The sequence below is a fragment of the Embleya scabrispora DSM 41855 genome (genome assembly GCF_000372745.1).
Lineage (GTDB): Bacteria > Actinomycetota > Actinomycetes > Streptomycetales > Streptomycetaceae > Embleya > Embleya scabrispora.
Map to the genome: position 1 here is coordinate 40,820 of NZ_KB889687.1, position 24,906 is coordinate 65,725.

Below are 24,906 nucleotides of genomic sequence, written 5' to 3' on the forward strand. Positions count from 1 at the left end.
CCACGCCACGCCGGCTGACACAACGCCGGGCGGCTGTCGTACCCGGCTGGGATCATCCGCGCCATGAAGGAACAAGCCATCCCCATCCTGCGCGTGGCCGACGCCGCCGTCTCGGTCCGCTGGTACACCCGCCTGGGCTTCGCCCAGGAGTGGGAACACCGCTTCGAACCGGGCTTCCCCGCCTTCGTGGACATCGCGCGCGGCGACGTACACCTCTTCCTCAGCGAACACACCGGCGACGCGACCCCGGACACGCTGGTCTACCTGCGGGTCGCGGACGTGGACGCGGTGGCCCGGGAATTCGGGCTGCCGGTGGAGGAGGCGCCGTGGGCTCGGGAGGTGCATCTGACGGACCCGGATGGGAATCGGCTGCGGGTGGGGACAGCGCGGGAGGAGTGAGCGGGGCTTCAGTCGCCGGTCATGCCGATTTGCAGCTCGAGCCGACCGTCGGCGACGCGTTCGGCGAGCGGGCCGAGGTGCTCCGACTGGGCTTGGTCGATCCGTAGCCAGGTCAGGTCCGGAAGGTCCGCAAGAGGGCTCAGATCGGTCACGGGCGCGTCGCACAGACCGAGCACGCGAAGGCGGGGCAAATCTGCCAACGGAGACACGTCCGTCACCTGCGATCCATCCACATACAGACGGTTGAGGGCGGGCAGGCCGCGTAGCGGGCCCAGTTCGGCAACCCGAGTGCGGGCGATGCCGAGTGCCGCCGGCCTCGGATACTTCGTCAGACCCGACAGGTCTGCAAACCAGCGTCGCCGGGGCCGCGACTCGCGGCGGGTCTGCACGACCAGGCTCACGTAGGCCGTGGTGAGTTCGTAGGTGCTGTCCTGTGGGCCGAGTTCGGTGACGCCGAACAGCCGGGCCTGATCGAGCTTGACCCGCAGGCCGGCGCGGTGGCGTCGGTCGAAGGCGTCGTCCTGTGCAGGTCGAGGGCGCCTTCGTCGCGAAGTCGGAAGTGGAACAGGTCGTCCGACGTGGCGGGTTCGGTCGTTTGGCGGGAGCGTAGCGAGGGGTCGCCGTCGGGCTCACCCCATTATTCGGGCGACTTCGGGCGATCGCCGGCCAGTACGCCCCTGGCGAGTGCCGTCAGGCCGTTCTTGATGCGGTCGGGGGAGATGCCCTGTTCCCGCTGTCGCCGGTAGACCTCCGGCGCCAGCGGCGCGAGCAGCGTGTCCGCGAGTGCCTCGGGGTCCGGGCGGTCCGCGGCCAGGACGCGCACGTGCGTGAACCAGAACCCGTACGCGCCGGTGCGGTAGCGCGCGCTGCCGGTCTCCGCGCCCAGGAGCAGGTGTACGTGCCGCTCCAGCAGGTCGACCATCGCCGCGTAGAAGGCCGCCAGGCGCTCCGCCGGATCGCTCTCGTCCGGGCCCAACGGCGGTGCGCCGCGCAGGATTTCGTGTTGCAGCGCGCGCTCGTGCTCGTCCAGCAGGGCGCGCGCGATGGAGGCGCGGTCGGGATAGCGGCGATACAGCGTGCCGCGGCCGATGCCCGCGGCCTTGGCGATGTCCTCCATGGTGACCTCGGCCGGATCGCCGGCCGCGAACAGCTCCTCGGCCGCGGCCAGTACGCGAGCCCGATTGCGCGCGGCGTCCGCGCGCTCGCGCGGCGGCCCGGTCCCGTCCGCGGTGACCGGAAGGCCGGTGAGCAAGTCGGTGCGTTTCGTCATGTCCCCACTCTAACCATCAAGTGGACACAACGTCCACTTAGCCGTTACAGTCGAATCCTCAACCGGACACTCTGTCCACTTATTCTCCCGGGAGCACCCATGCCGCACCTCCTGCACCTCGACTCCAGCGCCCGCGCCGACTCCTTCTCCCGGACCCTGGGCGCGGCCTTCGCCGACGCGTGGCGCGCCGCGCGACCGGACGCCGAGTACACCCACCGCGACCTCACCGCCCGCCCCGTGCCGCCGATCGACCAGGCGTGGACCGAGATCTGCGACACGATGCTGCGCGAAGGCATCACCGCGATCGCGGACTACCCGCAGGCGGTCCGCACGCCCGAGCAGCGCAAGGCATGGGACACGGTCGAGCCGCTGTTGGCGGAACTGGTCGCCGCGGACGTCGTGTTGATCGGCGCGCCGATGTACAACTTCGGCGTGCCCGCCCAGCTCAAGAGCTGGATCGACCAGGTCACCTTCCCCAAGATGTCGCTGGCGCCGCGCCGCTTCGTGGTCGCCTCGGCGCGCGGCGGCTCGTACCTGCCGGGCACCCCGCGGGCGCCGTTCGACCACCAGACGCGCTACCTCGTCGACTTCTTCACCGGGCACTACGCGATCTCGGACGCGATCGTGCTCGGTACCGAACTGACCAACTCGCTCGTGGACCCCGGCCTCGCCGAGCGGCGGGACCAGCACCTGTCCTCGCACGCGGAGGCGCTCGGCCGCGCCGCGGAACTGGGGCGCTCACTCGTGGAGGCGTACTGATGGCCTGGTTGATCCTGCTCGGCGCGGGCCTCGTCGAGGTCGTGTGGTCGCAGAGCATCAAGCCCACCGAGGGATTCACCAAGCCGCTGCCGACGGTGATCTGCTTCCTGCTCGGTGCGACGGCCGTCTACCTGCTTTCGGTCGCGATGCGTGATCTGCCGGTGGGTACGGCGTACGCGGCGTTCACCGGAATCGGCACCGTCGGCGCGATCACGCTGGGCGTCACGCTCCAACACGACGCGCTCGGCGCGGGCCGGATCGCGGCGCTCGCACTGATCGTGGGCGGGCTGGTGCTGGCCCGGCTGACCTCGACGGCGTGAGCCCCGACCCGTCGGGCGGGGCCGGCACGGCATCGTCGCCCCCGACGACCGGCAACAACGGCCCGACAACAAAGGACGGACAACAAAGGACGGACAGGATGCAACTTTAGTGACAGCTCTGCGCACGTTCGCGGCTATCGAGCGCACTCGCCCGAGCCGGAGGCTGAGGAGGAGTAAGGACCCCCAGTCAAGGAGCACACCCGCATGTCTCCCGGAAACCGCCGGCGCCCCCCGACCACGACTCCCCCGGCGAACCGGCTCGCCGAGCCGGACGCGTACGAGCGCATCGATCACGACGATCGGGCCAAGGGCAGCGCGGCCAGTTCCCGGGCCCTGACCAAGTGCTACGGCGAGGGTGAGACCCGAGTGGTCGCGCTGGACGAGGTCGACGTGGAGATCGGCCGCGGTCGATTCACCGCGATCATGGGCCCCTCGGGGTCCGGCAAGTCCACCCTCATGCACTGCCTCGCGGGCCTGGACTCGGTCACCTCCGGGCACAGCTGGATCGGCGACACCGAGATCACCGGGCTCAAGGACAAGGACCTGACCCGGCTGCGCCGGGACAAGATCGGCTTCATCTTCCAGGCGTTCAACCTGCTCCCGACGCTGACCGCGCTGGAGAACATCACACTCCCGATGGACATCGCGGGCGTCAAGCCGGACCCGGCCTGGCTGGACACCGTGATCGACACGGTCGGTCTGCGTGACCGTCTCAAGCACCGGCCCAGCGAGCTCTCCGGCGGTCAACAGCAGCGCGTGGCGTGCGCCCGCGCGCTGGCGAGCAAGCCGCAGATCATCTTCGGCGACGAACCGACCGGCAACCTCGACTCGCGCTCCGGCGCCGAGGTGCTCGGCTTCCTCCGCAGCAGTGTGTACGACCTGGGTCAGACCATCGTGATGGTCACCCACGACCCCAACGCGGCGTCCTACGCCGACCGGGTGCTGTTCCTGGCCGACGGCAGGGTCGTGGACGAGATGTTGTCGCCGACCGCGGACACGGTGCTCGCGCGCATGCAGCGCTTCGCCCGTGCCACGAGCTGAGGCGCCGCCATGTTGAAGGCGACGTTCCGCAGCTTCCTCGCCCACAAGGCCAGGATGGTCCTGTCCGCGCTCGCGATCCTGCTGTCGGTCGCGTTCGTGGCGGGCACCCTGATGTTCACCGACACGATCAGCAAGACCTTCCACGAGCTTTCCCGCACCGCCGCGGCCGACGTCACGGTCAAGCCCAAGTCGGAGTTTCGCGAGGACCGGCTCGGCCGCACCGGCCAGCAACCGACCGTGCCCGAGAGCACAGTGGCCGCCATGCGCACGGTGCCCGGCGTCGCCGACGCGCATCCCGACGTCACGGTCACCAACGTGATCGTCGTCGACGGCAAGGGCAAGAAGGTCGGCCTGACCTCCGACCCCCAGGTGCAGGCCGCCGACTGGTTCCCGAACAAGCAATCCCCGGTCGAACTCGGGAAGGGCCGCGCACCACAGGGGCCGAACGAGGTCGTGCTGGACAGCGACGCGGCCGACCACAACAAGGTCAAGATCGGCGACCGGGTGCACGTGGTCGCCGCACCGGGCGCGTTCGACCCGACCGTGGTCGGGCTGGCCGACTACAAGACCATCAACCCGGGGGTGACCCTGCTGTTCCTGGACGGCACCGCCGCCCGTGACCGGCTCCTGGGCAAGCCCGGCGTGGTCACCTCGGTGTCGCTCACCGCGCAGTCCGGCGTCGACCAGAAAGAGCTCAAGGCTCGGGTAGCCGCCAAGCTCGGCACGGGCTTCGACATCAAGACCCGGGAGGAGGAGGCCGACGCCGCCTCCGCCGACCTGGGCCAGGCGCTCAACGTGATCAAGTACGCGCTGCTCGGCTTCGCGGGCGTCTCGCTCCTGGTCGGCACGTTCCTGATCTTCAACACCTTCTCCATGCTCGTCGCCCAACGCACCCGCGAACTGGGTCTGTTGCGCGCGATCGGAGCCAGTCGGGCCGACGTGAACCGCTCGGTACTCCTGGAGGCGCTGCTGCTCGCGGTGGTCGGATCCACGCTGGGCCTGCTCGGCGGCCTTGCGCTCGGGCAGGGACTGTTGACACTGATGCGCACGGTCGGCGTCGACCTCAAGGGCACCCCGCTGGAGATCAAACCCGCGACGCCGATCATCGCGTACACCGTGGGTGTCCTGGTCACCGTGGTCGCCGCCTACCTGCCCGCGCGCCGGGCGGCCCTGGTGAGCCCGATGGCCGCGCTGCGCGAGGCCGGCGCCCCGCCGGCTAAGTCGCTGCGCAAACGGGCGATCGGCGGCACCGTGGTCACCGTGCTGGGCGCGATCGCGCTGGCGGTCGGCGCGTCCGCGACCAAGTTGGACCCGGCCCACGGGCTGGCCCTGGCAGGCGGCCTGATCGGCACCCTGGTCGGCTTCATCGTGCTCGGGCCGGTGCTGGCCCGGCTGGTGATCCCGTGGCTGGCCGGCACGTTCCCACGCCTGTTCGGCACGGTCGGCCGGCTCAGCCGGGAGAACGCGCTGCGCAATCCGCGCCGCACCGGCGCGACGGCCGCCGCGTTGATGATCGGCGTCGCGCTGGTGGCCTCGCTGTCGGTGGTGGCCACGTCGATGAAGGACTCGGTGGGCAAGCAGATCGACCAGCGCCTCGGCGCCGACTTCACCCTCCAGAGCAGCGGCGGGCTCAACTTCGCCCCGGAGGTGGCGGAAACGGTGCGCAAGGTGCCGGGCGTCGCCAACGTGGTGCGCCAGCGCGAGACCGAGGCGAAGGTGCTCTTCGACGGGTCGACCGAGACCATCTCGGTAACCGGCGCCGACCCGGGCATCGACGCGATGATGAAGCAGAAGTACACCGCGGGCAACGCCGCCGACGGGCTGGCGGCGGGCAGGATCGCACTGCCCGAGTCGTACGTGAAGAATCGCCGGCTCGGCGTCGGCGGCACGGTGACGCTGCGCACGCCCAACGGCAAGAGCGCGGAGCTGCGGGTCGGCGCGGTGATCGACGACGAAGGCATCGGACTGGGCAACTCGGGCGCCGGCATGGTCGGCCTGGACACGCTGAGCAAGCTGGTCCCGGAGTTGCTCGACTCGGTGGTCATGGCCAACACCGCGGACGGGTCGAAGAGTTCGCAGGTGCGAGCGGCCCTGGACACCGCGCTCAAGCCCTTCCCGCAGGTGCAACTGCGTGATCAGGCGGATTACAAGCAGACCGTGCAGGACCAGACCAACCTGATCTTGCAAATGGTCTACGGCCTGCTCGGGCTCGCGATCATCATCGCGATCCTGGGTGTGGTGAACACGCTGGCCCTGTCCGTGATCGAGCGCACGCGCGAGATCGGACTGCTCCGGGCGATCGGCATGTCGCGAGTGCAGCTGCGGCGGATGATCCGACTGGAATCGGCGGTGATCGCGGTGTTCGGCGCGGTGCTCGGCCTCGCTCTGGGGGTGGGCTGGGGTGTCTCGGCGCAGCGCATGCTGGCGTCGCAGGGCCTGGACGTGCTGACCATCCCGTGGCTGACCATCGCCGAGGTCGTCATCGGCGCGGGCGTCGTGGGCCTGCTCGCCGCCCTGCTGCCGGCCCTGCGGGCCTCGCGGATGAACGTCCTGGCCGCGATTTCCACGGAATAATCACCCTTCGATGATCGACACCACCACGACCTCCGATGGTGCGCCGGCGTCCCTCGCCGGCGCACCGTCGGCGGCGGTGCCGCGGGCCGGGTCCGGGCCCGACTACCGTGGCCGGGTGAGCTTGCGCGCCTGGGCGGCGACCCGCCGTTCGTTCGGGTTCGACGTACTGGTCTCGGCGATCGCCATCGCGCTCGGGGCGGACCTGCGGATGGGTAGCCATTGGGGCCTGGTCGACTGGCCGTATCTGCACCAGGCGAGCGCGGTGGTGGCCGGCACGCTCCTGCTGAACCGCAGGCGCGCGCCGTTCGGCTCGGGGGTGGCCATCTGTGCCGTGTCCCTCGTCCACCCCACGCAGGCACTCTTCTTCGCGGCCTATGCCGCCGGCGCCTACGTCGAGGACCGGCGGCGCGCGGGTGCCCTGATCACCGCTCTGGTGCTGACGGCTGCCCAGCCGTGGCACCATTCGGCCCCGCCGGACATCATCGGCAGCGCCGGCCTCGCACTGGTGCCGGCGCTGCTCGGCCTCTATGTCGCCGCCCGCCGCCGGTTGCGCCTGGATCGGGCCGATCGGGCGGAGCGCGAACGCGAGTTGCTCTTCGAGCAGGTGCGGATGCGGGAACGGGCCCGGATCGCGGGCGAGATGCACGACGTGATCACCCACCGGGTCAGCCTGATGGTGCTCCAGGCGGGCGCCCTGCGCACCCGGGCCCGGGACGAGGACGTGCGCGCGAGGGCGGAGGAACTGCGCCTGGTGGGCTGCAAGGCACTGGAGGAATTGCGCGGACTGGTCGCGGTGACCCGATCGGAGCAGCAGGTGGGTTCGGTGGTGGCCGCGCCGCGCGCGGTGCTCGACGTGTCCGATCTGGTGGCCGATTCGCGCTCGGCGGGCGTGTCCGTCGAGGTGATCACCCTCGGCGAGCCGCACGCCACCTCGCCGGTGGTGGGTCGGGCCGCCTATCGGGTCGTCCAGGAAGCGCTGACCAACGTGCACAAACACGCGCCGGGCGCGTTGGTGGACGTACGACTGCACTACGTGGGTGACGAGGTGCAGATCACCGTGCGAAACTCGGCTCCCACCCGGGCCGCCGACATCGCCCTGGGTGCCGGTGGCAGCGGTCTGCTCGGCCTGCGCAAGCGGGTCGAGTTGGTGGCCGGCACGCTGCGTACCGGCCCGCTGCCCGACGGCGGCTACGAACTGCTCGCCGTACTGCCGGCCGGCGCATCGACCACGACCACCGGAGATCCCGCATGATCCGCGTCCTGCTCGTCGACGACGAACGTATGGTGTGCGCGCACCTGCGCACGATTCTCGGCGTGGCCGACGACATCGAGGTGGTCGGCGAGGCGTACGACGGCGCGGAGGCGGTCGAGTCGGTCCTGCGCCATCGGCCCGACCTGGTGCTGATGGACCTGCACATGCCGGGGGTGGACGGGCTGACCGCGATCGAGCAGATCGTCGACCTGCCGAACGCGCCCCGGGTGATCGTGTTGACCACGTTCGGCCTGGAGCAGTACATCCTGCGCGTATTGCACGCCGGTGCGGCCGGGTTCCTACTCAAGGACACCCCGCCGGAGGACCTGATCGGCCTGGTCCGGGTCGCCATGGACGGGCACACCGTGCTCTCCCCGGCGGTGACGCGCGACCTGGTCACCGCCTCCTCGGGGCGCAACGCGGCCCGCGAGCGCGCGGCGCTGGCCGTCGCGGCGCTGACCGAGCGCGAGATCGAGGTGCTCACCTGCATCGGCGAGGGGTTGTCCAACGCGCAGACCGCCGACCGACTGTTCCTGAGCGAGACCACCGTCAAGAGCTACGTGTCCCGCATGCTCACCAAGCTGGACTGCGCGAACCGCACCCAGGCGGGACTGCTGGCCTACGACGCGGGCTTGATCCGCCGCTGACCCGAGCGGCCGGGCCGGCTCGGTGCGGTGAAGGCCCGGATGGACTCGGTGCGGTGGGGCCGCGTGCTCGGTAATCTCGGAGGCGTCCGGCTCCGGTCGGGGATTCGTGAACCGGAGGGGTGCGCATGTCGGTGACGCTCGCGAAGGGTGGCAACTGCCCGTTGGCGGTGGCCGCCGTGCTGGTGGAGGTCGCCTCCGAGGCGCCCGTGGACGTCTCGGCGCTGCTGCTCGGCGGATCCGGAAAGGTGCGCTCGGACGCCGACTTCGTCTTCTACAACCAGCCGACCGGGCCCGGCGTGCGGCTCCGGGCGGGCGCGCCGGGCCGACCGGCCGCGGTGCAGGTGGACACCGCGGCGGTGCCGGCGGACGTACAAACGATCGTGGTGACGCTGAGCCTGGACGACGGCCCCGGCGCACCGGTCACCTTCGGCGGGACGGTGCCGCCCACCGCGACCGTGCGCGACACCTCCGGCGAGGCGCTGGTCACCTTCACCCCGCACGGGCTGGGCCGGGAGACCGCGCTGGTGATGCTGGAGTTGTACCGGCGCGGCGGCGCGTGGAAGGTGCGCGCGGTCGGCCAGGGCTACGCCAACGGACTCGCGGGCATCGCCACCGACTTCGGCGTCACCGTCGACGACGAGCCGACCCCGCCCCCCGGCCGCGCCGGCACGCAGCCGTCGGCCCGACCCCCGGGGCGGGCCGAGGCACCGCCCGTGCCCGGGGACGCGCCGCAGACCCAGGCCACGGCGCGTCCCCAGGCTCCGACGTCGGACGGCCCAGCGCCGACACCTGTCGCTCCGCTGCTGCCGCACGAACCGCCCAGGCCCACGCCGATCCCGCCGCCGGTGCCGCGTCGCGCGGCGACCGCGCAGCCCACCCCACCCCCGACGCCGGCTCCACCGCCGCCGACACCTGCGACCCCGGCTCCTGCTCCTGCTCCGACGTCGGCGGCAACCGCGCCGCTTCCGGTCGGCGACACCCGCACCGCCGGACCGATCAACCTCGACAAGGGCCGGGTCAGCCTGCGCAAGGACCAGTCGGTCTCGCTGGTCAAGACCGGCGCACCGCCGTTGACCCGGATCCGGATGGGCCTGGGCTGGGCCCCGGCCAAGGCCGGCAGCAGCATCGACCTCGACGCGTCCTGTATCGCGTTCGACGCGCAGGGCAAAAAGGTCGTCACCGTCTGGTTCATGAAGCTGTCCGGTCTGGACGGCGCGATCGTGCATTCCGGCGACAACCTGACCGGTGAGGGCGAGGGTGACGACGAGTCGATCGTGGTCCGGCTGGACGCGCTGCCGCCGCACGTCACCGGACTCGTGTTCACCGTGAACTCGTTCCTGGGGCAGAAGTTCACCGAAGTCTCCCGAGCCTTCTGCCGCCTGGTCGACGACACCACCGACGCCGAGTTGGTGCGCTTCGACCTGTCCGCCACCGAGCCGCGCACGGGCGTGCTGATGTGCAAGCTGGTCCGCGAGGGTGCGGCCTGGTCGATGACGGCACTCGGCCGCTTCGCCGACGGCCGCACCGTGCGCAAGCTGGTGGACCCGGCCCGCGAGGCGCTCGGCCACTGACCGCACGGCGCCGCACCGAGCCGGTGGGATCACGAACAGCGCTCGCCGTACTTGACCACGCCCACGTGCACGGTGTCCGCGACGGGTTGCCCTTCGGGCGGGCGCTGGGTGCAGACGACCCAGTGCGTCTCGATCAGCACGAGCCGACTCCCGCCCAGGTCTTCCGTCTTGACGTGCGCGTCGCCGCGCAGCGCCCGGCGGACGACGGTAACGCTGCGACCGACCAGGTTGGGCATCCGACCGTCGACCACCTCGGGGGCGTCGGTCGGCACGGTGCCGGCCGGACACTTCTCGTCGTGCCGGACCACGCCCAGGTCGACCGGAAGTTCCTTGGCCAGCGGCCCCGGCTCGGGGTTCTGGTCGCACACCTTCCAGTTGCTGTACACGAACTGCCGGCGGCCGCGACCGCCCGCGTCGTGCGACGTGACGAATCGGTAGCCGGCCCGGCGGGCACCGTCCCACGCCTCTTGCAGGTCGACACCGACCACGTCCGGCAGCACGTTCTTCGGCACCGGTGACGGCTTGGCGCGCCGGGTCGCCGGCGCCGGACCGGAGGGCGCCGGCCCCGTGGGCGCCGCCGCCGTGGCCGCGACCCGTGCGCCGTCGGCCGACGGCGCACGCGTGTCGTCCTTGCGTTCCCGGTGCACCAGCCCCACGATCACCAGCACCGCGACAACCGCACAGATCACCCCGAGTCGCTGTCCCGGGTTCCGCCACCACGTCATGTCCCCACGATGCGGCCGACGGCCACCAAACGGGAGCGATTCACCCCCTGATCACCTGTTCGTGTGGTTTTCGCCCGATTCTGTAACTGCGCCCGAACCCGGGGCCGCATCGGCGGGCTCGTCCGCGCCGTCCGCGCGGTCCGCGGCCGCATCGGCGAACCCCGGTCGGCCTCCCGCCGCGAACGCCTCCCGCACCGCGAACTCGGTCGCCTGCCGCAACATCTCGGCCCGGGACGGCCCCGGCGCGCCGATCACGATCCGCGTGGCCAGCCCGTCCAGCAACGCATGCAGCCGCAGCACGTATCCGTCCGGGTCCGGATGCGGCCCGATCATCGCGCGCAGGTCCGCCATCCACGGGCCCTCGATCTCCGCGCTCGCGGCCAGTACCTCCGGGTCGGCCAGCGAACGCGTCCACACCTCCAGCCACAACGTCCACCGCGAGTCGGCCCGCTCGTCGGGCAGGTAGAGGTCGATGTAGCCGGCGAGCCGCTCGGCGAGCGGCACGTCGACGGCGGTGAGCAGCGCCCGGCGGCGCTCCGCGAAACCCGACTCGCTCCACCGCAGCGTCTCCACGAGAAGCTGCTCCTTGGACCCGAAGTAGTACGCGACGTGACCGCCACTGATCCCGATCCGCTTGCCCAGGCCGGCCATGGTCAGTTGGGCCAGTCCGTGCTCGGCGATCGCGTCCATCGCCGCCTGGAGCACCACCTCCCTGGGCTGTTCCAGCCGCTTGCGCCGTGTCCCCGCCATGCTCAGCACCCCTGGTTCGTTCGACGGCGGACCTCGCCTGCCGCCATGTTAGAACGTCGTTCAATACCGCGCCCGGCGAACCGGCGCCGCCATACTTGCCAGAGGCAGTCCCACTCCGACGAGAGGATCCCCCGTGGCACCCCAGCCGCTCACCGACGCCGAACTGACCGAGGCCCTCGCCGACCTCCCGGGCTGGCAGGTCACCGACGGTGAACTGACCGCGACCTACAAGTGCGCCCGAGCCGACGTGCCGGCGTTCTACGCGACCGTGGCCGCCGCCGAGGACCAGGCGAACCACCACGCCCGGATCACCATCCTGTACGGCACCCTGTCGTTCGCGCTGACCACCCACGACGCGGGCAACCGAATCACCGCCACCGACGTCGAGTTCGCCACCCGCGTATCCTCCTTCGCCGCCGCCCACAGCGCCCAAAGCGTCACCGCCCGGGACTGACCGCCCCCAACGCCACCTCGCCGCCGCCAAGCCCCCTGACAACAACGGCAACACAGCCGCGGCGCACCACACGCACGACACCGAACCGATCCCACCGGCGCCCAGCCGCCGTCGAACCAGGCCCCGGAATCGGCGGCGACCCGGCCGGCGCGCGGCCGGGCGGCGGCAACCGGCACACACGGCGTCGCCACGCGCGGGACCGAGCCGATCCCACCCCCGCAGCGCGCCGACGGTGCTCACGCGCCCGGCGGAAAGCGCCGCGTACGGCCGCCTTGCGTCGAAGCACCCGCCCGAAAGGCCACAGCCCCTCCTTCGGGCACCGCGGCCGGCGCGCCCCTGCCCCGAGCGTGTCCGCCCCACGGCACCCCCGCCCGCGGTCGGCCCGCCCATGCCCGGCGCACATCGGGCCGACCCCGCCCGCCCCGACCCGCCCGCCGGGCCACACACCCTTCACTCGGCGCTTCCTGGCCGTTCATCCGGGCGACCCGCGCGCCGCCTAGCCTCCGAGCATGAGCACCGACGCACCGGCGTCCCACCCCGTCTCGGCCACCGTTCGCGGCTGGCTCCTCCCGATCGCCGGCGCCGGCTCGGCCGGTTGGCTGATCGGGACGTACGCGATCCGCGCCGCCGCCCAGGGATCGTGCGACGACTTCGGGCAACGCGGCTGCACGGGAGACGACTTCGCCCCATCCCTGATCGGCCTGGCCGGCCTGGTGCTCCTGCTCGCCCTGGTCGCCGGCGCGGTCGCGGCCACGGCGGCCCGGCGCGGCATACCCGCGTTCACCGGCGCCCTGCTGTTCGCGGGTACCGTCGCCGTACTGGCCGCGTTCACCGAACCGGCCTCCGACGCCGGTTGGTACGTCCCGACCGCGACCGCCGTCGCGCTGGTCGTCCTGCTCCTCACCCTCGCCGCGTTCGGCACGAGCGAACGCGGCCCGGCACCCGACGCCACCGACACCGCGAAGCCGGCCGAACCACTGCCCGCCGGACGCCCCGGACCCGACGGCGGCACACCCGCCACCGGTCACCGCTGACCATTCACCGCCCGCTCGCCCTCACCCCTTCGGCTGCTGCTGGGTGATGCAGTGGATGCCGCCGCCGTTGGCGAAGATGTCGCGGGCGTCGACGAGTTCGATCGTGCGGCCGGGGAAGAGCTTGCCGAAGGTCGCGGCGTTCTCCTCGTCGCGCGGGTCGTCGAACGCGCACAGGATCACCGCGCCGTTGGCGACGTAGTGGTTGATGTAGCTGAAGTCGACCCAGTCGTCGTGCGCTTCGAGCACGGTCGGCGCCGGGATCTCGACCACTTCGAGCGCACGGCCCCGGGCGTCGGTGGAGGCGCGCAGCAGCGCCACGTTCTCCTTGCCGACCTCGTGGTCCGGGTGTGCCGGGTCGGGCTGCACGTGAGCCAGGACCAGGCCCGGGCGGGCGAACGACGCGACGATGTCGATGTGACCTCGGGTGCCGTACAGGCCGTAGTCGCGGGTCAGTCCGCGCGGCAGCCAGATCACCTTCTGCACGCCGAGGAACGCCTTCAGTTCGTCCTCGACCTGCTCCCTGGTCCACCCGGGGTTGCGGCCCTCGTCGAGTTGCACGGTCTCGGTGATCAACACCGTGCCCTCGCCGTCGACATGGATGCCGCCGCCCTCGTTGACCATCCGCGACGCGTAGCGCCGGGCGCCCGCGGTCTCGATCACGTGCTCGGCGATGTTTCGGTCGTTCTCCCAGGACGCCCACTCCTGGGCGCCCCAGCCGTTGAAGATCCAGTCGACGGCGGCCGGTTCGCCCTGCCCGCCGGTGAGGAACGTCGGGCCGATGTCTCGCATCCACGCGTCGTCGAGCGGGCGCTCCAGCACGGTGAGCGGCCGGTCGACGTAGCGCGCCACGGTGTCCGACTCGCCGATGTCGGTGATCAGCGTCACCGGCTCGTAGCGGGCGATCGTCTCGGCCACTCGACCCCACGCGGTCCGCGCGGTGTGCAGGTCCTCCTCGGCGAAGGTCTCGTTGCGGCTGGGCCAGGCCATCCAGGTGCGCTCGTGCGGAACCCACTCCGCGGGCATCGAAAAGCCGTCTGCGGCCGGGGTGTTCGTCATCTGGGTATTCCTTCGGACTCGAACTTGCGGCGGATCTGCCGGCGGACGACCGCAGGGTCGACCGAGGAAGACGGAAGACCCACCGCGGGGACTACGGGAGGTACCACGGGCGCACCGGCACCGGGCGGCGCCGGGGCACATCGCCAATCGGTCGGCAGCCGGGCGCACCGGCACCGAGAGGTACACCGGCGCTCCGGCACCGAGAGGCGCGTGAGTGCGCGGCGGAAGCACGCGGGCGCTACAGGAAGTACAGGCGGTTCAACGACACCGATTCGGCGGCCTGCGACATGACGGGTTCGCCGTCCATCGTCACCGCCCCGGTGTCCGCGGCGACCCGGACCTCCGCCAGTCGGTTGTTGTGGATCATCGCCGCCGGACCGATGCCCCGGGTGCCGCGCACGCCCACCCGTCGGCGCCGGGTCGGCATCAGGTCGCCGCCCGTGGCCGCCGCCGCCTGCGAGGTGAAGGCCACCGACAGTTCCGCCGGCGCCGCGCCGTGTGCGCCGAACTGCGGTCCCAGGACCAGCGGTTCGCAGTTGTCGGTGGACGCGTTCGGGTCGCCCACCGCGCCGTAGGCCGGGAACCCGCTCTTGAGCACGAGTTGCGGCTTGGCGCCGAACCACTGCGGGTGCCACAACACCAGGTCGGCCATCTTGCCGACTTCGATCGAGCCGACCTCGTGCGCCAGACCGTGCGCGATCGCCGGGTTGATGGTCAGCTTGGCGATGTAGCGCTTGACCCGCTCGTTGTCGTGCCGTTCGTGCTCGGCGCCGCGTTCGAGCTTCATCTTCCCGGCCATCGCGAAGGTGCGCCGCACGGTTTCGCCCGCGCGGCCCATGCCCTGCGCGTCGGAGGACGTGATCGGGATGACCCCGAGGTCGTGCAGCACATCCTCGGCGCCCATCGTGCCCGCCCGGATCCGGTCGCGGGCCATCGCGGCGTCGCCCGGCAGATCGGTCTTGAGGCCGTGTGCGGACACGATCATGCCGAAGTGCTCGCCCAGCGCATCACGGCCGAACGGCAGCGTGGGGTTGGTCGAGGAGCCGATCACGTTGGCCACTCCGGCCATCCGCATCACGTTCGGCACGTGCCCGCCGCCGCACCCCTCGATGTGGTACGCGTGGATCGTCCGCCCGTCCAGCACGGACAGCGTGTCGTCCACGGACAGACACTCGTTGAGGCCGTCGGTGTGCAACGCGACCTGTACGTCGTGGTCTTCGGCCACCCGCAGCGCGGTGTCCAGGGCCCGGGCGTGCGCGCCCATGTCCTCGTGCACCTTGAAGCCGGACGCGCCGCCCTCGATCAGCGCCTCGTCCAGCGGCCCCCGGCCCGAGGACGAACCCCGGGCCAGGAAGGCGATGTTGACCGGCCACGCGTCGAACGCGGAGAACGCGTGCCGCAGTGCCCAGGGCGAGTTCACCCCGACGCCCCACACCGGACCGAACTCCTGGCCGACGATCGTGGTCACCCCGGAGGCCAGCGACGCCTCCATGATCCGCGGCGACAGCAGGTGCACGTGCGTATCGATGGCTCCGGCGGTGGCGATCAGCCCCTCGCCGCTGACGATCGTGGTCCCGGTGCCGACCACCACCTCGACGCCGTCCTGCGTATCGGGATTGCCCGCGCGGCCGATCGAGGCGATCCGACCCTCGCGAATACCGATCGAAACCTTGCGAATGCCCTGGATCGCGTCGATCACCACGACGTTGGAGATCACCACGTCGCACGTGTCGCGGACCGTGATCGCCTTCAGGTGCAGCCCGTCCCGGGCGGTCTTGCCGAAGCCTGCCAGGAACTCGTCGCCGGGCAGCGCCGAGTCGTGCTCGATCTCGATGACCAGCCCCGAGTCGCCGAGCCGCATCCGGTCGCCGGCCCTGGGGCCGTACGTGGACGCGTAGTCGCGCGGGTCCATCACATCACCACTGCCGCCGCTCACCGGACGCCACCTTCCTTGCCGTTCCCCGAATCCGACGCCCCGTCGGCGGCAGCCGCCGACCCACCCGGCTCCGCGCCCAGGTATCCGCACGCGTGTGCCTTGCGCAGCGCCTCCTCGAGCGCGCCGGGCGCGTCCAGCGGCCCGTCCACGAGCCCCGCGAAGCCGATCGCCACCCGCGCCCCGCCGATCGGCACCAACCGCACCTCGACCGTCGCACCCGGGTCGAAGCGCACCGTGGAGCCGGCCGGGATGGCCAGGCGACGCCCGTACCCGATCGCCCGGTCGAAGCGCAGCCTCGGGTTGGTCTCGAAGAAGTGGAAGTGCGACGTGACGCTGATCGGCACCTCGGAGGTGTTGGTCACCGAGACCGACGCCAGGTCGGCGTCCGCGTACGGGTCCACCGCCGGTCCGCCCGGGATCACCGCGCCCGGCGCGTCGTCGCCCAGCGAACCGGGGCCGGACACCGGTGACGCGACCGCGCCGGAGCGCGATCCGTGCCCGTGACAGTGCACCTCGCTCTCGCCCACCGGCAGGCCCTCGCCCGAGCGGAACGGATCGGTCACCACCGCCAACCGGGTCGCGTCGTCGAACACCGCCTCGACCTTGACGTCGGCCAGCACGTCCACGACCCCCGGCAGCACGTCGGTCACGCCGAGCACCGAGCGCCCGGCGTCGATCGCGTCGGCCAGTCGGGCCCCGTCCCGGGCCGCCTCGCACACGGTGTCCGCGATCAGCGCGGCGGCCTCGGGCACGTTCAGGAGCAGCCCCCGGGCACGCCGCGCGCGGGCCAACTCGGCGGCTGTGAAGATCAGCAACCGGTCCCGCTCGGTGGGCGTCAGCCGCATGCGTACCTCCGTATTGAATGGCGTTCAAACCGCATTGAACGCCATTCAATACGACCTGTCAACGCCCTCGCGAGGTGTCGGCCGACCCGTTCTCCGGCCGCGACGACACCCGCCGGAGCGAGCGGGTGAGGACACGTACTCAGCGGGCCAGGCGCGCCGCCAGGCCGTCCAGGAGCAGCCGCAGACCGGCTTCGAAACCGCGCTCGTTCAGCGTCTTCGGGTCGCTCGCGGCCAGCGAGTCGGCGAGCGAGGGATAGTCGGCCCGGTAGTCCCCGACCGGCCGGGCGAAGCCCTCGACGTAGGTCTCGACCACCGACCCGACCACGAGGTAGTCCAGCGCCGCGGACACCTCGGCCGCCTCGGCCGGGCTCAGCCCGATGCGAACCAGGGTGCGCGCGGTGGCGTCGTACGCGGCCAGCGCCTGCTCGGTGGACACCGGTCGGCGGGCGATCACCGGGAGCGCCTCGGGGTGGCGCAGGTAGGCCGCCCGGTAGCCTCGGGCGAACGCGGCGATGCCGACCCGCCAATCCGGGTCCTCCAGCGGCGCACGATCGATCTCCCGGGTTATCACCACGGTGATCGCGTCGAGCAGCTCCTCCTTGGACGCCACGTGGTTGTAGAGCGAGGGCCCCCGCACGTCCAGCCGGGTGGCCAGCGCCCGCATGGTCAGCGCACCCATCCCCTTCTCGTCCACCAGCTCGACCGCGGCCCTGGCGATCAGTTCGCGGTCGAGCTTGGGGCGGCTGGGTCGACCCATCGTGCGTTCACCTCTGTGCCGTTCGCGAGCACCGCCGTCGGTCACTCTGCGTTGCCAACCTAGCCGGAAGTCACCTCTTCCCCTACATCCGGTCGACGGTTAGGGTCCTCAAACTAACTAAGTAAGTTTTACCATCCCCGTTGCGAGGTCCCGATGAACCACGGCACTTCTCGCCCCCCGACGCCGGTCGCGTCGGTGCCGCCCGCACCGACCGAGGGCGTCGATCACGACGCCGAACAACTCGGCGAGTTGGGGTACGAGCAGGAGCTCAAGCGCAGTCTCGGCGTACTGGGCAACCTCGCCATCGGCTTCGCGACCGTCTCCCCCGTCGTGGGCCTGTACGCCGTCGCGCAGGTGGGCACCACCATCGCCGGCCCCGCATGGGTGTGGGTGCTGCCGATCTGCCTGCTCGGCCAGGCACTGCTGATGTGCGTCTATTCCGAGCTGGCCTCGCAGTACCCGATCGCCGGCGGCGCCTACCAGTGGGCCCGCCGCCTGGTCGGCCCCACCTACGCGTGGCTCGCCGGCTGGGTGGGCATGTGCGCGGTCGTGTTCGCCAACACCACGATCGTCTACCTGGGCGCACCGTGGTTCTTCGCACTGTTCGAGGCCGAACCCACCCCGGGCCGGATCGTCGTGGTGGCGGCGATCTTCCTGGCGTGTTGCACCGCGATCAACGCGTTCGGCATCGACGTGCTGCGCTGGGTGCTCGCGGCCGGCATCGCGGCCGAGGCGCTCGCCTCGCTCGGAGTGGGCCTGGCGCTGCTGCTGGTCTTCCGGGAGAACGGCTTCGGCATCCTCACCGACACGATGGGCGCCGAGGCGCTCTCCGGCGGTTCGACCCTGTCCGCCATGGCGGCCGCGCTCGCCGTCGGCGGCTGGGCGTTCTTCGGCTTCGACGCGTGCGTGTCCTCCTCCGAGGAGACCAAGGACGCCGCCCGGCACGTGCCCAAGGCGATCTGGTGGACCCTGATCAGCGTCGGCGGACTGGTCGTGCTCAACGCGGTCGCGGCCGAGTTGGCTCATCCCGACCCGGCGAAGGTGGTCGCCGGCGAGGACCTCGACCCGGTCACCACCGCCGTGGTGAACTCGTTCGGCTCGTGGTCGGCCAAGCCCTTCGTGGTCGTGGTGATCATCGCTTTCGTCGCCTGCGCGCTCGCCTCCCAGGCCGCCGCCGCCCGCTCGGTCTACTCGGTCTCCCGGGACGGCGTGCTGCCCGCGTCCCGCGCGCTGCGCAAGGTGAGCCGGCGCCAGGCACCCATCGGCGCCCTGGTGATCACCGCCGCGATCAGCTGCCTGGCCCTGCTGCTCGCCCTGAACAGCGCGGCGATCGGCAGCCTGATCACCTTCGGCAGCGCCGCGATGTACCTGCAGTTCCTGCTGATCGCGCTCGCCGCGCTGATCGCCCGGCTGCGCGGCACCTGGACGCCCGGTGGCCTGGTGCGCCTCGGCCGCTGGGGCACCCCGCTGAACGTGCTCGCGGTGGCCTGGCTGGCGTTCGAGTTCGTCAACATCGCCTGGCCGCGCAAGATCCTCGCCCCGCCCGGCGCACCCGCCTACCAGGTCTGGGCCGCCGTGCTGGGCATCACCGTCGTGGTCACCAGTGGCGTGCTGTACCTGCTGCTCGCGCGCCCGCAGGACAAGGTGCGGGTGAGCGAGAGCTTCGGCGACCGAGGCACCGAAGCGCAGACCTCCGTTCCGGTAAGGAGCAATGTATGAGCACCGCCGACCTCGTCGTGCTGGACGCACACGTACCGACGATGGATCGGGACCGACCCGACACCGACGCGATCGCCGCGCGGGACGGGCGGATCATCGCCCTCGGCGCCGAGGCGCGGGCGCTGATCGGGCCGCGCACCGAAGTGATCGAGGCCGACGGGGACACCGTCACGCCCGGGCTGACCGACTGTCACCAGCACCCGGTGATGGGCGCGGACACCACGCGCGGCGCGAACCTGGTCGGCGCGGTCACCCTGGACGAGGTGTTGCGCCGGCTCGCCGAACAGGCCGCGCCGTGCCGGCCGGACGACTGGGTGATCGGATACGGCGGTGAGTACGCGGCGTTCGCCGGCCGCGCCATGCACCGCGACCTGATCGACGCCGCCGTGGGCGGGCGGCCGGCGTTCGTGTGGATGTCGGACAGCCACACCGCGCTGCTCAGCACAGCGGCCCTGCGGCTCGCCGGGCTGACCGGGCCGCGCGAATTCGCCGACCGCAGCGAGATCGTCTGCGACGAGCGCGGCCCCACCGGCGAGTTGCACGAGATGACCGCGTGCTTCCTGGGGTATCGGGCGGTGCCGCCGATGCCGCGCGCCGAACTCCTCTCCCGGGTGGAGGCGTTGTTCGCCGAGCAGAACCGGCACGGGGTCACCGGCGTGCACATCCCGGACGACGGGCCGCGCACCGTCGACACCCTGACCGGGTTGGCCGACGAGCGGCGGCTGAGCATGCGGGTCCACCTCGCTCCGTGGTGCCCACCCGGCGACGTGGACGACCTCGCGCAGCGGATCAGCGAACTGCGCTCCCTGGACGGCCTGGTCCGACTCGCCGCGGTCAAGTTCTTCGCGGACGGCGCGATCGACGGCGGCGGCGCGTGGTTGCACGAGCCGGACTGCTGCGGCCAGTCGCACAGCTCGCAGTGGAAGGACTTCGACCGGTACGCCGAGGCGGTCGCCATCGCCGGCCGCGCCGGGCTGCCCGCCTGGACCCACGCGATCGGTGACCGGGCGGTGGCCCGGGCACTGGACGTGTACACCGAGCACGGCGCGCCGTTCGGCACCCGGCACCGGATCGAGCACGCCGAGGTGCTGAGCGACGCCGACGTGCCGCGCTTCGCCGCGCTCGACGTGGTCGCCTCGATGCAGCCGACCCACATGGACTGGTCGCTGCCCGACGGCTCGGACAACTGGTCCCGGCGGGTCGGCCCGAAGCGTGCCGAACGGGCCTGGCGCTACGCCGACATCCTGGCCGCCGGCGGGCACGTCGCGCTCGGTTCGGACTGGCCGGTCGCCGCGTTCGACCCGCGGCGCACCTTGGCCGGCGCGCAACTACGGCGCCCGGCGGGCGAGATCGGCCGTGCGGCGTATGGCGCCTCGGCCGGCATCTCGGCCCGGCGGGCCCTGGCCGGGTACACCACGGAGGCGGCCTACTCGGTCGGCGAGGAGGCGGTGGCCGGCCGGATCGCGGTGGGCTGCCGCGCCGACCTGACCGTGTTCGGCGGCGACCCGCTCACCTGCCCGCCGGACGACCTGCCGGAACTGCCGGTCACCGCGACGGTCGTGGCCGGACGGGTCGTACATCGGGCCTGACCGCACAACCGGGACCGCGTCGACTCGGCGCGGTCCCGGCGCTGTTCCGGCGCGGTCCGGTGCCGTCCCGGTGGGTCCCGGCGCATTTCGATGGGCCCCGACGCGGTTTCGTTGCGGCCCCGCGCCGGCTCACTCCCCGGCCGTGCGCAGCAGTTCCGGCAGGGCGCGCATGTCGTCGAAGAGCACCGCACCCGAATCCGCCAACCGCTCCGCCGTGGTCAGCCCACCGATGTAACCGAACGCCCGCATCCCGGCCGCCCGCGCCGCACGCACGCCGTAGGGACTGTCCTCGACCACCACGCATCGGGCCGGGTCGGCCCCCATCTCCCGGGCCGCGTGCAGGAACAGATCCGGTGCGGGCTTGCCCTCGGCGACGTCGTTCGCGCTGAACACCCGGCCTGCGAAGCGGTCGTGCAGCCCGACCAGCTTCAGGTTGCGCTCGACACCCTCGCGCGAGCTGTTCGAGGCCACGCACCAGGGCTCGGGTATCTCCGCCAACGCGGCGACGACGCCGTCCACGGCGGTCAGTTCGGCGTCGAAGGCGGCCAGGTACAGATGCCGGAACTCCGCGTGCCAGTCCGGGTCCAACGGGCGGCCCAGGCGCGCCTCGACCAGCGCCGTGTGCTGCTCGCGCGAACAGCCGACGAACCGCTCGATGATCTCGGCCTCGGTGAACGCGCAACCCAACGCGCTCATCACCTGCGCGTCCACCCGAACCGCGATCCGCTCGCTGTCCACGAGCACGCCGTCACAATCGAAGATCACCAGATCGAACCCGGTCAGCGTCATACCCGGCAGCCTACGAGGCCGAGGCCCGACCGCGGGCGGCCGGTTGGCGTGCGCGGTTTCGACTACCCGGCCGACGGCTGCTCCGGAAAGAACCGCGCGCTCTGGACGTAGGCCATCGCCGCGACGAACTCGGGATCCGCCAGCCGCCGTTCCACCTCCTCGGGGGTGACCTCCTCGACCCGCGACTGGATCCACCACAGGTTGCCGAACGGGTCGCGAACCCGCCCGACCCGGTCGCCGAAGAACAGGTGGGTGACCTCGGTGACCGACGTGCCGCCGGCCGCCACCGCGCGGCGGTGCACCTCGTCGGCGTCCTCGACGTAGAGCCGCAGGAACGCGGGCGGCGCGGGGGTCGAGGGGTCGATGTCGAACATCATCACCATCGCGTCACCGATGCGGACCTCGGCGTGTCCGACCCGGCCGTCCGCGCCGACGAACCGGGAGCCCGGCAGCTCCAGGGCGCCGAACGCGACCGTGAGGTAGTCGATCAGGGCCGCCGTGTCGTGCGACAGGATCCACGGGGTCACGGTGGTGTAGCCGTCGGGAACGGTCTTGACGGTCATCTCGATGCCTCCGAAGGACGAGCGGGTACAAGGCGGGGCCCGTCGAGGGGAACCCCGCCGATACGGAAGTCGGGTTGCCACGGTTGCGGCGTCCCGATGTCTTCGACGGTAGAGGCCATATAGGTCGGATCCTGTCCTGAAGGGCCGGCATCCTCGAACCATGACCGCCGCCACCCCCGCCCGCCTGCTCGGCCTGCTTTCCCTGCTCCAGACTCCGCGCGAGTGGCCGGGAAGCGAGTTGTCCGCCCGCTTGGGCGTGAGCGCGCGCACCATCCGACGCGACATCGAGCGGCTGCGTGAGCTCGGCTATCCGGTCGAGGCCACCCGGGGCGCCGACGGCGGCTATCGGCTGGTCGCCGGCACCGCGATGCCGCCGCTGCTGCTCGACGACGAGGAGGCGGTGGCGATCGCGGTCGGCCTGCGGACGGCGGCCGGCGGTGCCGTGGCCGGGATCGAGGAGGCGTCCGTACGGGCGCTGGCCAAGCTCGAACAGGTGCTGCCCTCCCGGCTGCGCGGGCGGGTGCGGGCGGTCTCCGGCGCCACCGTGCCGCTGGTGCCGTCCGGCCCGACGGTGGATCCGGAGGCGCTCGCCGTGCTCGCGGGCGCGATCGCCAACCACGAGAAGGTGCGCTTCGTACACCGCGCGGCCGGCGGCGCGGAGAGTCGGCGCCTGGTCGAGCCGAACCGGCTGGTGTCCGCCGGGCGTCGCTGGTACTTCGTCGCCTGGGATGTCGACCGCGCCGACTGGCGGACCTTCCGGGTGGACCGGATGCACGAGCCGCGTCCGACCGGCGCCCGGTGCCCGGAGCGGTCCCTGCCGGATCCGGACGCCGCCGCCTACGTGGAGCGCACGCTGCACACCTCGGCGCCGGTGCATCGGGCCGACGTCACCCTGTACGCGCCGGCCGAGCACGTCGCCGCCCGACTCGGCGACGCACTGGCCGGCGATGCCGGGCCGGGCGGCCCCCGGTTGCGTGCGCTCGACGCGGGCAGTTGCCGGCTCACCGGCTACGCCGACACGCTCGACTGGCTCGCCCTTCGCCTGTCCATGCTCGGCTGCGAGTTCGAGGTGCACGAACCACCCGAGTTGCGCGAGCACCTGCGTGCACTGGGCGGCCGGGTCACCCGCGCGGCGGGCGACCCCACGCCCCGAACGCGCCCGGCCCCGGAGCGTTCAGCGCCTCGCCCGGGCGCTCACCGGCCCTCGAACGGCCAATCACCGCCGTCGAGTTCGCGCCGTTCGTAGGCGGCCACGATCTCCTTCTCGGCGGCGTCCCGGCCCTCCCAGTGCGAGCCATCCACCGACTTGCCGCGTTCCAGGTCCTTGTAGACCTCGAAGAAGTGCGCGATCTCGTTGAGCTGGAACGCCGGGACATCGCCGATGTCCTGTATCGGGTGCCTGCGCGGATCGCGTGCGGGCACGCACAGGACTTTCTCGTCCGGGCCCTTCTCGTCGCTCATCACGAACATCCCGACGGTGCGACACCGAATCAGACAGCCGGGAAAAGTCGGCTCGTCCAGCAGAACGAGCACATCGAGCGGGCCACCGTCGCCGCCCAGGGTGCGATGCACGAATCCGTAGTCGGCGGGATAGGCGGTGGATGTGAACAACATGCGGTCGAGCCTGATGCGTCCCGTGCGGCGGTCCATCTCGTACTTGTTCCGACTGCCCGCGGGAATTTCCACGACGACGTCGAACTCCACGACGGCTCCTTAACGGCCTATGGATCAAGACCCGATATGCGCGGCATTCCGTATTCCTGACGTACCGTCGAGGACTTTCCCACGTCACCGGGCCGTTACGCACGTGAAGCACGGGACAACCGGGCCATCGACACCCCGCGACCACCCGATCGGACCGACCCTTGACTCGGTCAACTAAGTAAGGTTTCCTGTCCATCGACCCACCACGCTCACGCACCACACCCGCACACCCCAGGAGCAGCCGTGATCCGGATCGAGGACGCCGACCGCGTCAGGACCATCACCCTCGACCGCCCCGAAGCGCTCAACGCGTTCAACGAGGCGCTGTACGACGCGACCACCGAGGCGCTGATCGACGCGGCGGCCGACCCGACGGTGGCCGTGGTGGTGCTCACCGGCGCCGGGCGGGCGTTCTCGGCGGGCACCGACCTGATCGAGATGGCCCAGCACAACAGCGGGACCAAGATCCGCGGCGAACACGGCTTCGGCGGCATGGTCGACCGGGTCCAGGAGTTCCCCAAGCCGCTGCTGATCGCCGTCAACGGGCTCGGCCTGGGCATCGGCGCGACCATCCTGGGCTTCGCCGACCTCGCCTTCATGGCCGACACCGCACGACTGAAGTGCCCGTTCACCTCGCTCGCGGTGGCTCCGGAGGCGGCCAGCAGCGTGACCTTTCCGCGGTTGCTCGGCCGGCAGAACGCGATGTGGGCGCTGTTGAGCAGCGAGTGGCTCAGCGCTGCCGAGTGCCTGGAAATGGGCCTGGTGTTCAAGGTGTGCCCGGCCGACGAACTGCTCGACGTGACGATGCGGCACGCCCGGATCCTGGCCGCCAAGTCGATCCCGTCGCTGATCGAGTCCAAGCGGGCGGTGCTGGACGGACTCGGCGACCAGGTCGCCCGGGCCCGTCGACGCGAGGACGCGGCGTTCGGCCGACTGCTCGGCAGGCCCGCCAACATCGAGGCCCTGACCGCCTTCGCCGAACGGCGCGAACCCGACTTCGCGGCGATCGACGCCCGCGAGGGCTGAGGCGCCGCGGCGCGGGCCCGGCGCGGGCGGGCCCACCCCTCGTCCGCCCGGGCTCGAACGTCCCCGGGTTGTCCGGGTTTGCCGGATGCCTCCGGGGCTGCGGAATACTGTCTGCTCCGCACGACC

25 protein-coding genes are annotated in these 24,906 nt (G+C 71.7%); 14 read left to right on the forward strand and 11 right to left on the reverse strand.

Features of this window, described 5'->3' with window-relative positions:
• Positions 1-63 precede the first annotated feature (63 nt).
• A complete protein-coding gene (locus A3IC_RS0133785) occupies positions 64-399 on the forward strand; it encodes a glyoxalase superfamily protein (protein ID WP_020554506.1) in 336 nt (111 codons plus the stop codon).
• Between the two features lie 8 nt (positions 400-407).
• On the opposite strand, the gene A3IC_RS63005 is transcribed toward A3IC_RS0133785, so the two are convergent.
• Together A3IC_RS63005 and A3IC_RS0133800 are read right to left on the reverse strand one after the other, a co-directional pair.
• Positions 408-800: a leucine-rich repeat domain-containing protein gene (locus A3IC_RS63005; protein WP_020554507.1), complete on the reverse strand. Its 393-nt coding sequence runs from the start codon at positions 798-800 to the stop codon at positions 408-410.
• Positions 801-1,036: 236 nt separating this feature from the next.
• Positions 1,037-1,669: a TetR/AcrR family transcriptional regulator gene (locus A3IC_RS0133800; protein ID WP_020554508.1), complete on the reverse strand. Its 633-nt coding sequence runs from the start codon at positions 1,667-1,669 to the stop codon at positions 1,037-1,039.
• Between the two features lie 99 nt (positions 1,670-1,768).
• On the opposite strand from A3IC_RS0133800, the gene A3IC_RS0133805 reads away from it, so the two are divergent.
• The 7 genes from A3IC_RS0133805 to A3IC_RS0133835 all read left to right on the forward strand — a co-directional run bounded on the left by A3IC_RS0133805 (position 1,769) and on the right by A3IC_RS0133835 (position 9,833).
• Entirely contained in the window at positions 1,769-2,428 is a 660-nt protein-coding gene (locus A3IC_RS0133805) for an FMN-dependent NADH-azoreductase (protein WP_020554509.1), read from the forward strand.
• Positions 2,428-2,748: a DMT family transporter gene (locus tag A3IC_RS0133810; RefSeq protein WP_020554510.1), complete on the forward strand. Its 321-nt coding sequence runs from the start codon at positions 2,428-2,430 to the stop codon at positions 2,746-2,748. Before A3IC_RS0133805 ends, A3IC_RS0133810 begins: the two co-directional genes overlap by 1 nt.
• A 204-nt stretch (positions 2,749-2,952) precedes the next feature.
• Positions 2,953-3,789: an ABC transporter ATP-binding protein gene (locus tag A3IC_RS0133815; RefSeq protein ID WP_020554511.1), complete on the forward strand. Its 837-nt coding sequence runs from the start codon at positions 2,953-2,955 to the stop codon at positions 3,787-3,789.
• Positions 3,790-3,798: 9 nt separating this feature from the next.
• A complete protein-coding gene (locus A3IC_RS0133820; RefSeq protein ID WP_020554512.1) occupies positions 3,799-6,363 on the forward strand; it encodes an ABC transporter permease in 2,565 nt (854 codons plus the stop codon).
• Between the two features lie 115 nt (positions 6,364-6,478).
• Entirely contained in the window at positions 6,479-7,615 is a 1,137-nt protein-coding gene (locus tag A3IC_RS58060; RefSeq protein WP_245599748.1) for a sensor histidine kinase, read from the forward strand.
• Positions 7,612-8,262, forward strand: a complete 651-nt coding sequence (locus A3IC_RS0133830; RefSeq protein ID WP_020554514.1) for a response regulator — start codon at positions 7,612-7,614, stop codon at positions 8,260-8,262. Before A3IC_RS58060 ends, A3IC_RS0133830 begins: the two co-directional genes overlap by 4 nt.
• A 125-nt stretch (positions 8,263-8,387) precedes the next feature.
• Positions 8,388-9,833 carry a TerD family protein gene (locus tag A3IC_RS0133835; protein WP_020554515.1) on the forward strand — a complete coding sequence of 482 codons (1,446 nt, stop codon included), beginning with the start codon at positions 8,388-8,390 and terminating at the stop codon, positions 9,831-9,833.
• Positions 9,834-9,862: 29 nt separating this feature from the next.
• On the opposite strand, the gene A3IC_RS58065 is transcribed toward A3IC_RS0133835, so the two are convergent.
• Together A3IC_RS58065 and A3IC_RS58070 are read right to left on the reverse strand one after the other, a co-directional pair.
• Positions 9,863-10,558 carry a hypothetical protein gene (locus A3IC_RS58065; protein ID WP_020554516.1) on the reverse strand — a complete coding sequence of 232 codons (696 nt, stop codon included), beginning with the start codon at positions 10,556-10,558 and terminating at the stop codon, positions 9,863-9,865.
• Positions 10,559-10,609: 51 nt separating this feature from the next.
• On the reverse strand, positions 10,610-11,308 hold the full coding sequence (locus tag A3IC_RS58070; protein WP_020554517.1) for a TetR family transcriptional regulator C-terminal domain-containing protein: 699 nt from the start codon (positions 11,306-11,308) through the stop codon (positions 10,610-10,612).
• 133 nt (positions 11,309-11,441) lie between these two features.
• Here A3IC_RS58070 and A3IC_RS0133850 point away from each other — a divergent pair, with 133 nt between their 5' ends.
• Both A3IC_RS0133850 and A3IC_RS0133855 read left to right on the forward strand, forming a co-directional pair.
• Entirely contained in the window at positions 11,442-11,762 is a 321-nt protein-coding gene (locus tag A3IC_RS0133850) for a 4a-hydroxytetrahydrobiopterin dehydratase (protein ID WP_020554518.1), read from the forward strand.
• A gap of 509 nt (positions 11,763-12,271) precedes the next feature.
• Entirely contained in the window at positions 12,272-12,796 is a 525-nt protein-coding gene (locus tag A3IC_RS0133855; protein ID WP_020554519.1) for a hypothetical protein, read from the forward strand.
• A 21-nt stretch (positions 12,797-12,817) separates the two neighbouring features.
• Here A3IC_RS0133855 and A3IC_RS0133860 read toward each other — a convergent pair whose 3' ends face one another.
• From A3IC_RS0133860 to A3IC_RS0133875, 4 genes are all read right to left on the reverse strand, one after another.
• Positions 12,818-13,852, reverse strand: a complete 1,035-nt coding sequence (locus A3IC_RS0133860; protein ID WP_020554520.1) for an agmatine deiminase family protein — start codon at positions 13,850-13,852, stop codon at positions 12,818-12,820.
• 238 nt (positions 13,853-14,090) lie between these two features.
• A complete protein-coding gene (locus A3IC_RS0133865; RefSeq protein ID WP_020554521.1) occupies positions 14,091-15,764 on the reverse strand; it encodes an urease subunit alpha in 1,674 nt (557 codons plus the stop codon).
• 20 nt (positions 15,765-15,784) lie between these two features.
• Entirely contained in the window at positions 15,785-16,633 is an 849-nt protein-coding gene (ureA, locus tag A3IC_RS0133870; protein WP_020554522.1) for an urease subunit gamma, read from the reverse strand.
• Positions 16,634-16,772: 139 nt separating this feature from the next.
• A complete protein-coding gene (locus A3IC_RS0133875) occupies positions 16,773-17,390 on the reverse strand; it encodes a TetR/AcrR family transcriptional regulator C-terminal domain-containing protein (protein WP_020554523.1) in 618 nt (205 codons plus the stop codon).
• Between the two features lie 195 nt (positions 17,391-17,585).
• Between A3IC_RS0133875 and A3IC_RS0133880 the strand changes: the two genes are divergently transcribed.
• Both A3IC_RS0133880 and A3IC_RS0133885 read left to right on the forward strand, forming a co-directional pair.
• Positions 17,586-19,109: an APC family permease gene (locus A3IC_RS0133880; RefSeq protein ID WP_245599749.1), complete on the forward strand. Its 1,524-nt coding sequence runs from the start codon at positions 17,586-17,588 to the stop codon at positions 19,107-19,109.
• Positions 19,106-20,698, forward strand: coding sequence for an amidohydrolase (locus A3IC_RS0133885; protein WP_020554525.1), 1,593 nt, complete (start codon positions 19,106-19,108; stop codon positions 20,696-20,698). The genes A3IC_RS0133880 and A3IC_RS0133885 overlap by 4 nt, the downstream gene beginning before the upstream one ends.
• A 129-nt stretch (positions 20,699-20,827) precedes the next feature.
• Here the strand turns inward: A3IC_RS0133885 and A3IC_RS0133890 are convergent, their stop codons facing one another.
• Positions 20,828-21,487, reverse strand: a complete 660-nt coding sequence (locus A3IC_RS0133890) for an HAD family hydrolase (RefSeq protein ID WP_020554526.1) — start codon at positions 21,485-21,487, stop codon at positions 20,828-20,830.
• Positions 21,488-21,549: 62 nt separating this feature from the next.
• Positions 21,550-22,050, reverse strand: coding sequence for a VOC family protein (locus A3IC_RS0133895; RefSeq protein WP_020554527.1), 501 nt, complete (start codon positions 22,048-22,050; stop codon positions 21,550-21,552).
• A 160-nt stretch (positions 22,051-22,210) separates the two neighbouring features.
• On the opposite strand from A3IC_RS0133895, the gene A3IC_RS58075 reads away from it, so the two are divergent.
• Positions 22,211-23,296 (forward strand): helix-turn-helix transcriptional regulator, encoded by a 1,086-nt coding sequence (locus tag A3IC_RS58075; RefSeq protein ID WP_020554528.1) that lies wholly within the window; start codon positions 22,211-22,213, stop codon positions 23,294-23,296.
• On the opposite strand, the gene A3IC_RS0133905 is transcribed toward A3IC_RS58075, so the two are convergent.
• Positions 23,245-23,754 (reverse strand): inorganic diphosphatase, encoded by a 510-nt coding sequence (locus A3IC_RS0133905; RefSeq protein WP_020554529.1) that lies wholly within the window; start codon positions 23,752-23,754, stop codon positions 23,245-23,247. The two genes, A3IC_RS58075 and A3IC_RS0133905, sit on opposite strands and share 52 nt — an antisense overlap.
• 243 nt (positions 23,755-23,997) lie before the next feature.
• On the opposite strand from A3IC_RS0133905, the gene A3IC_RS0133910 reads away from it, so the two are divergent.
• A complete protein-coding gene (locus A3IC_RS0133910) occupies positions 23,998-24,780 on the forward strand; it encodes an enoyl-CoA hydratase/isomerase family protein (protein WP_020554530.1) in 783 nt (260 codons plus the stop codon).
• Positions 24,781-24,906: the final 126 nt, after the last annotated feature.

Bases quoted from the DNA above. Each gene is read 5' to 3' on its own strand.
- A3IC_RS0133865 (WP_020554521.1), bottom strand. From the start codon at position 15,764: ATGGACCCGCGCGACTACGCGTCCACGTACGGCCCCAGGGCCGGCGAC.
- ureA (WP_020554522.1), bottom strand. From the start codon at position 16,633: ATGCGGCTGACGCCCACCGAGCGGGACCGGTTGCTGATCTTCACAGCC.
- A3IC_RS0133815 (WP_020554511.1), top strand. From the start codon at position 2,953: ATGTCTCCCGGAAACCGCCGGCGCCCCCCGACCACGACTCCCCCGGCG.
- A3IC_RS0133835 (WP_020554515.1), top strand. From the start codon at position 8,388: ATGTCGGTGACGCTCGCGAAGGGTGGCAACTGCCCGTTGGCGGTGGCC.
- A3IC_RS58070 (WP_020554517.1), bottom strand. From the start codon at position 11,308: ATGGCGGGGACACGGCGCAAGCGGCTGGAACAGCCCAGGGAGGTGGTG.
- A3IC_RS0133855 (WP_020554519.1), top strand. From the start codon at position 12,272: ATGAGCACCGACGCACCGGCGTCCCACCCCGTCTCGGCCACCGTTCGC.
- A3IC_RS0133885 (WP_020554525.1), top strand. From the start codon at position 19,106: ATGAGCACCGCCGACCTCGTCGTGCTGGACGCACACGTACCGACGATG.
- A3IC_RS0133860 (WP_020554520.1), bottom strand. From the start codon at position 13,852: ATGACGAACACCCCGGCCGCAGACGGCTTTTCGATGCCCGCGGAGTGG.
- A3IC_RS0133820 (WP_020554512.1), top strand. From the start codon at position 3,799: ATGTTGAAGGCGACGTTCCGCAGCTTCCTCGCCCACAAGGCCAGGATG.
- A3IC_RS0133895 (WP_020554527.1), bottom strand. From the start codon at position 22,050: ATGACCGTCAAGACCGTTCCCGACGGCTACACCACCGTGACCCCGTGG.
- A3IC_RS0133890 (WP_020554526.1), bottom strand. From the start codon at position 21,487: ATGACGCTGACCGGGTTCGATCTGGTGATCTTCGATTGTGACGGCGTG.
- A3IC_RS0133800 (WP_020554508.1), bottom strand. From the start codon at position 1,669: ATGACGAAACGCACCGACTTGCTCACCGGCCTTCCGGTCACCGCGGAC.
- A3IC_RS0133785 (WP_020554506.1), top strand. From the start codon at position 64: ATGAAGGAACAAGCCATCCCCATCCTGCGCGTGGCCGACGCCGCCGTC.
- A3IC_RS58065 (WP_020554516.1), bottom strand. From the start codon at position 10,558: ATGACGTGGTGGCGGAACCCGGGACAGCGACTCGGGGTGATCTGTGCG.
- A3IC_RS0133805 (WP_020554509.1), top strand. From the start codon at position 1,769: ATGCCGCACCTCCTGCACCTCGACTCCAGCGCCCGCGCCGACTCCTTC.
- A3IC_RS0133810 (WP_020554510.1), top strand. From the start codon at position 2,428: ATGGCCTGGTTGATCCTGCTCGGCGCGGGCCTCGTCGAGGTCGTGTGG.
- A3IC_RS58075 (WP_020554528.1), top strand. From the start codon at position 22,211: ATGACCGCCGCCACCCCCGCCCGCCTGCTCGGCCTGCTTTCCCTGCTC.
- A3IC_RS0133875 (WP_020554523.1), bottom strand. From the start codon at position 17,390: ATGGGTCGACCCAGCCGCCCCAAGCTCGACCGCGAACTGATCGCCAGG.
- A3IC_RS0133830 (WP_020554514.1), top strand. From the start codon at position 7,612: ATGATCCGCGTCCTGCTCGTCGACGACGAACGTATGGTGTGCGCGCAC.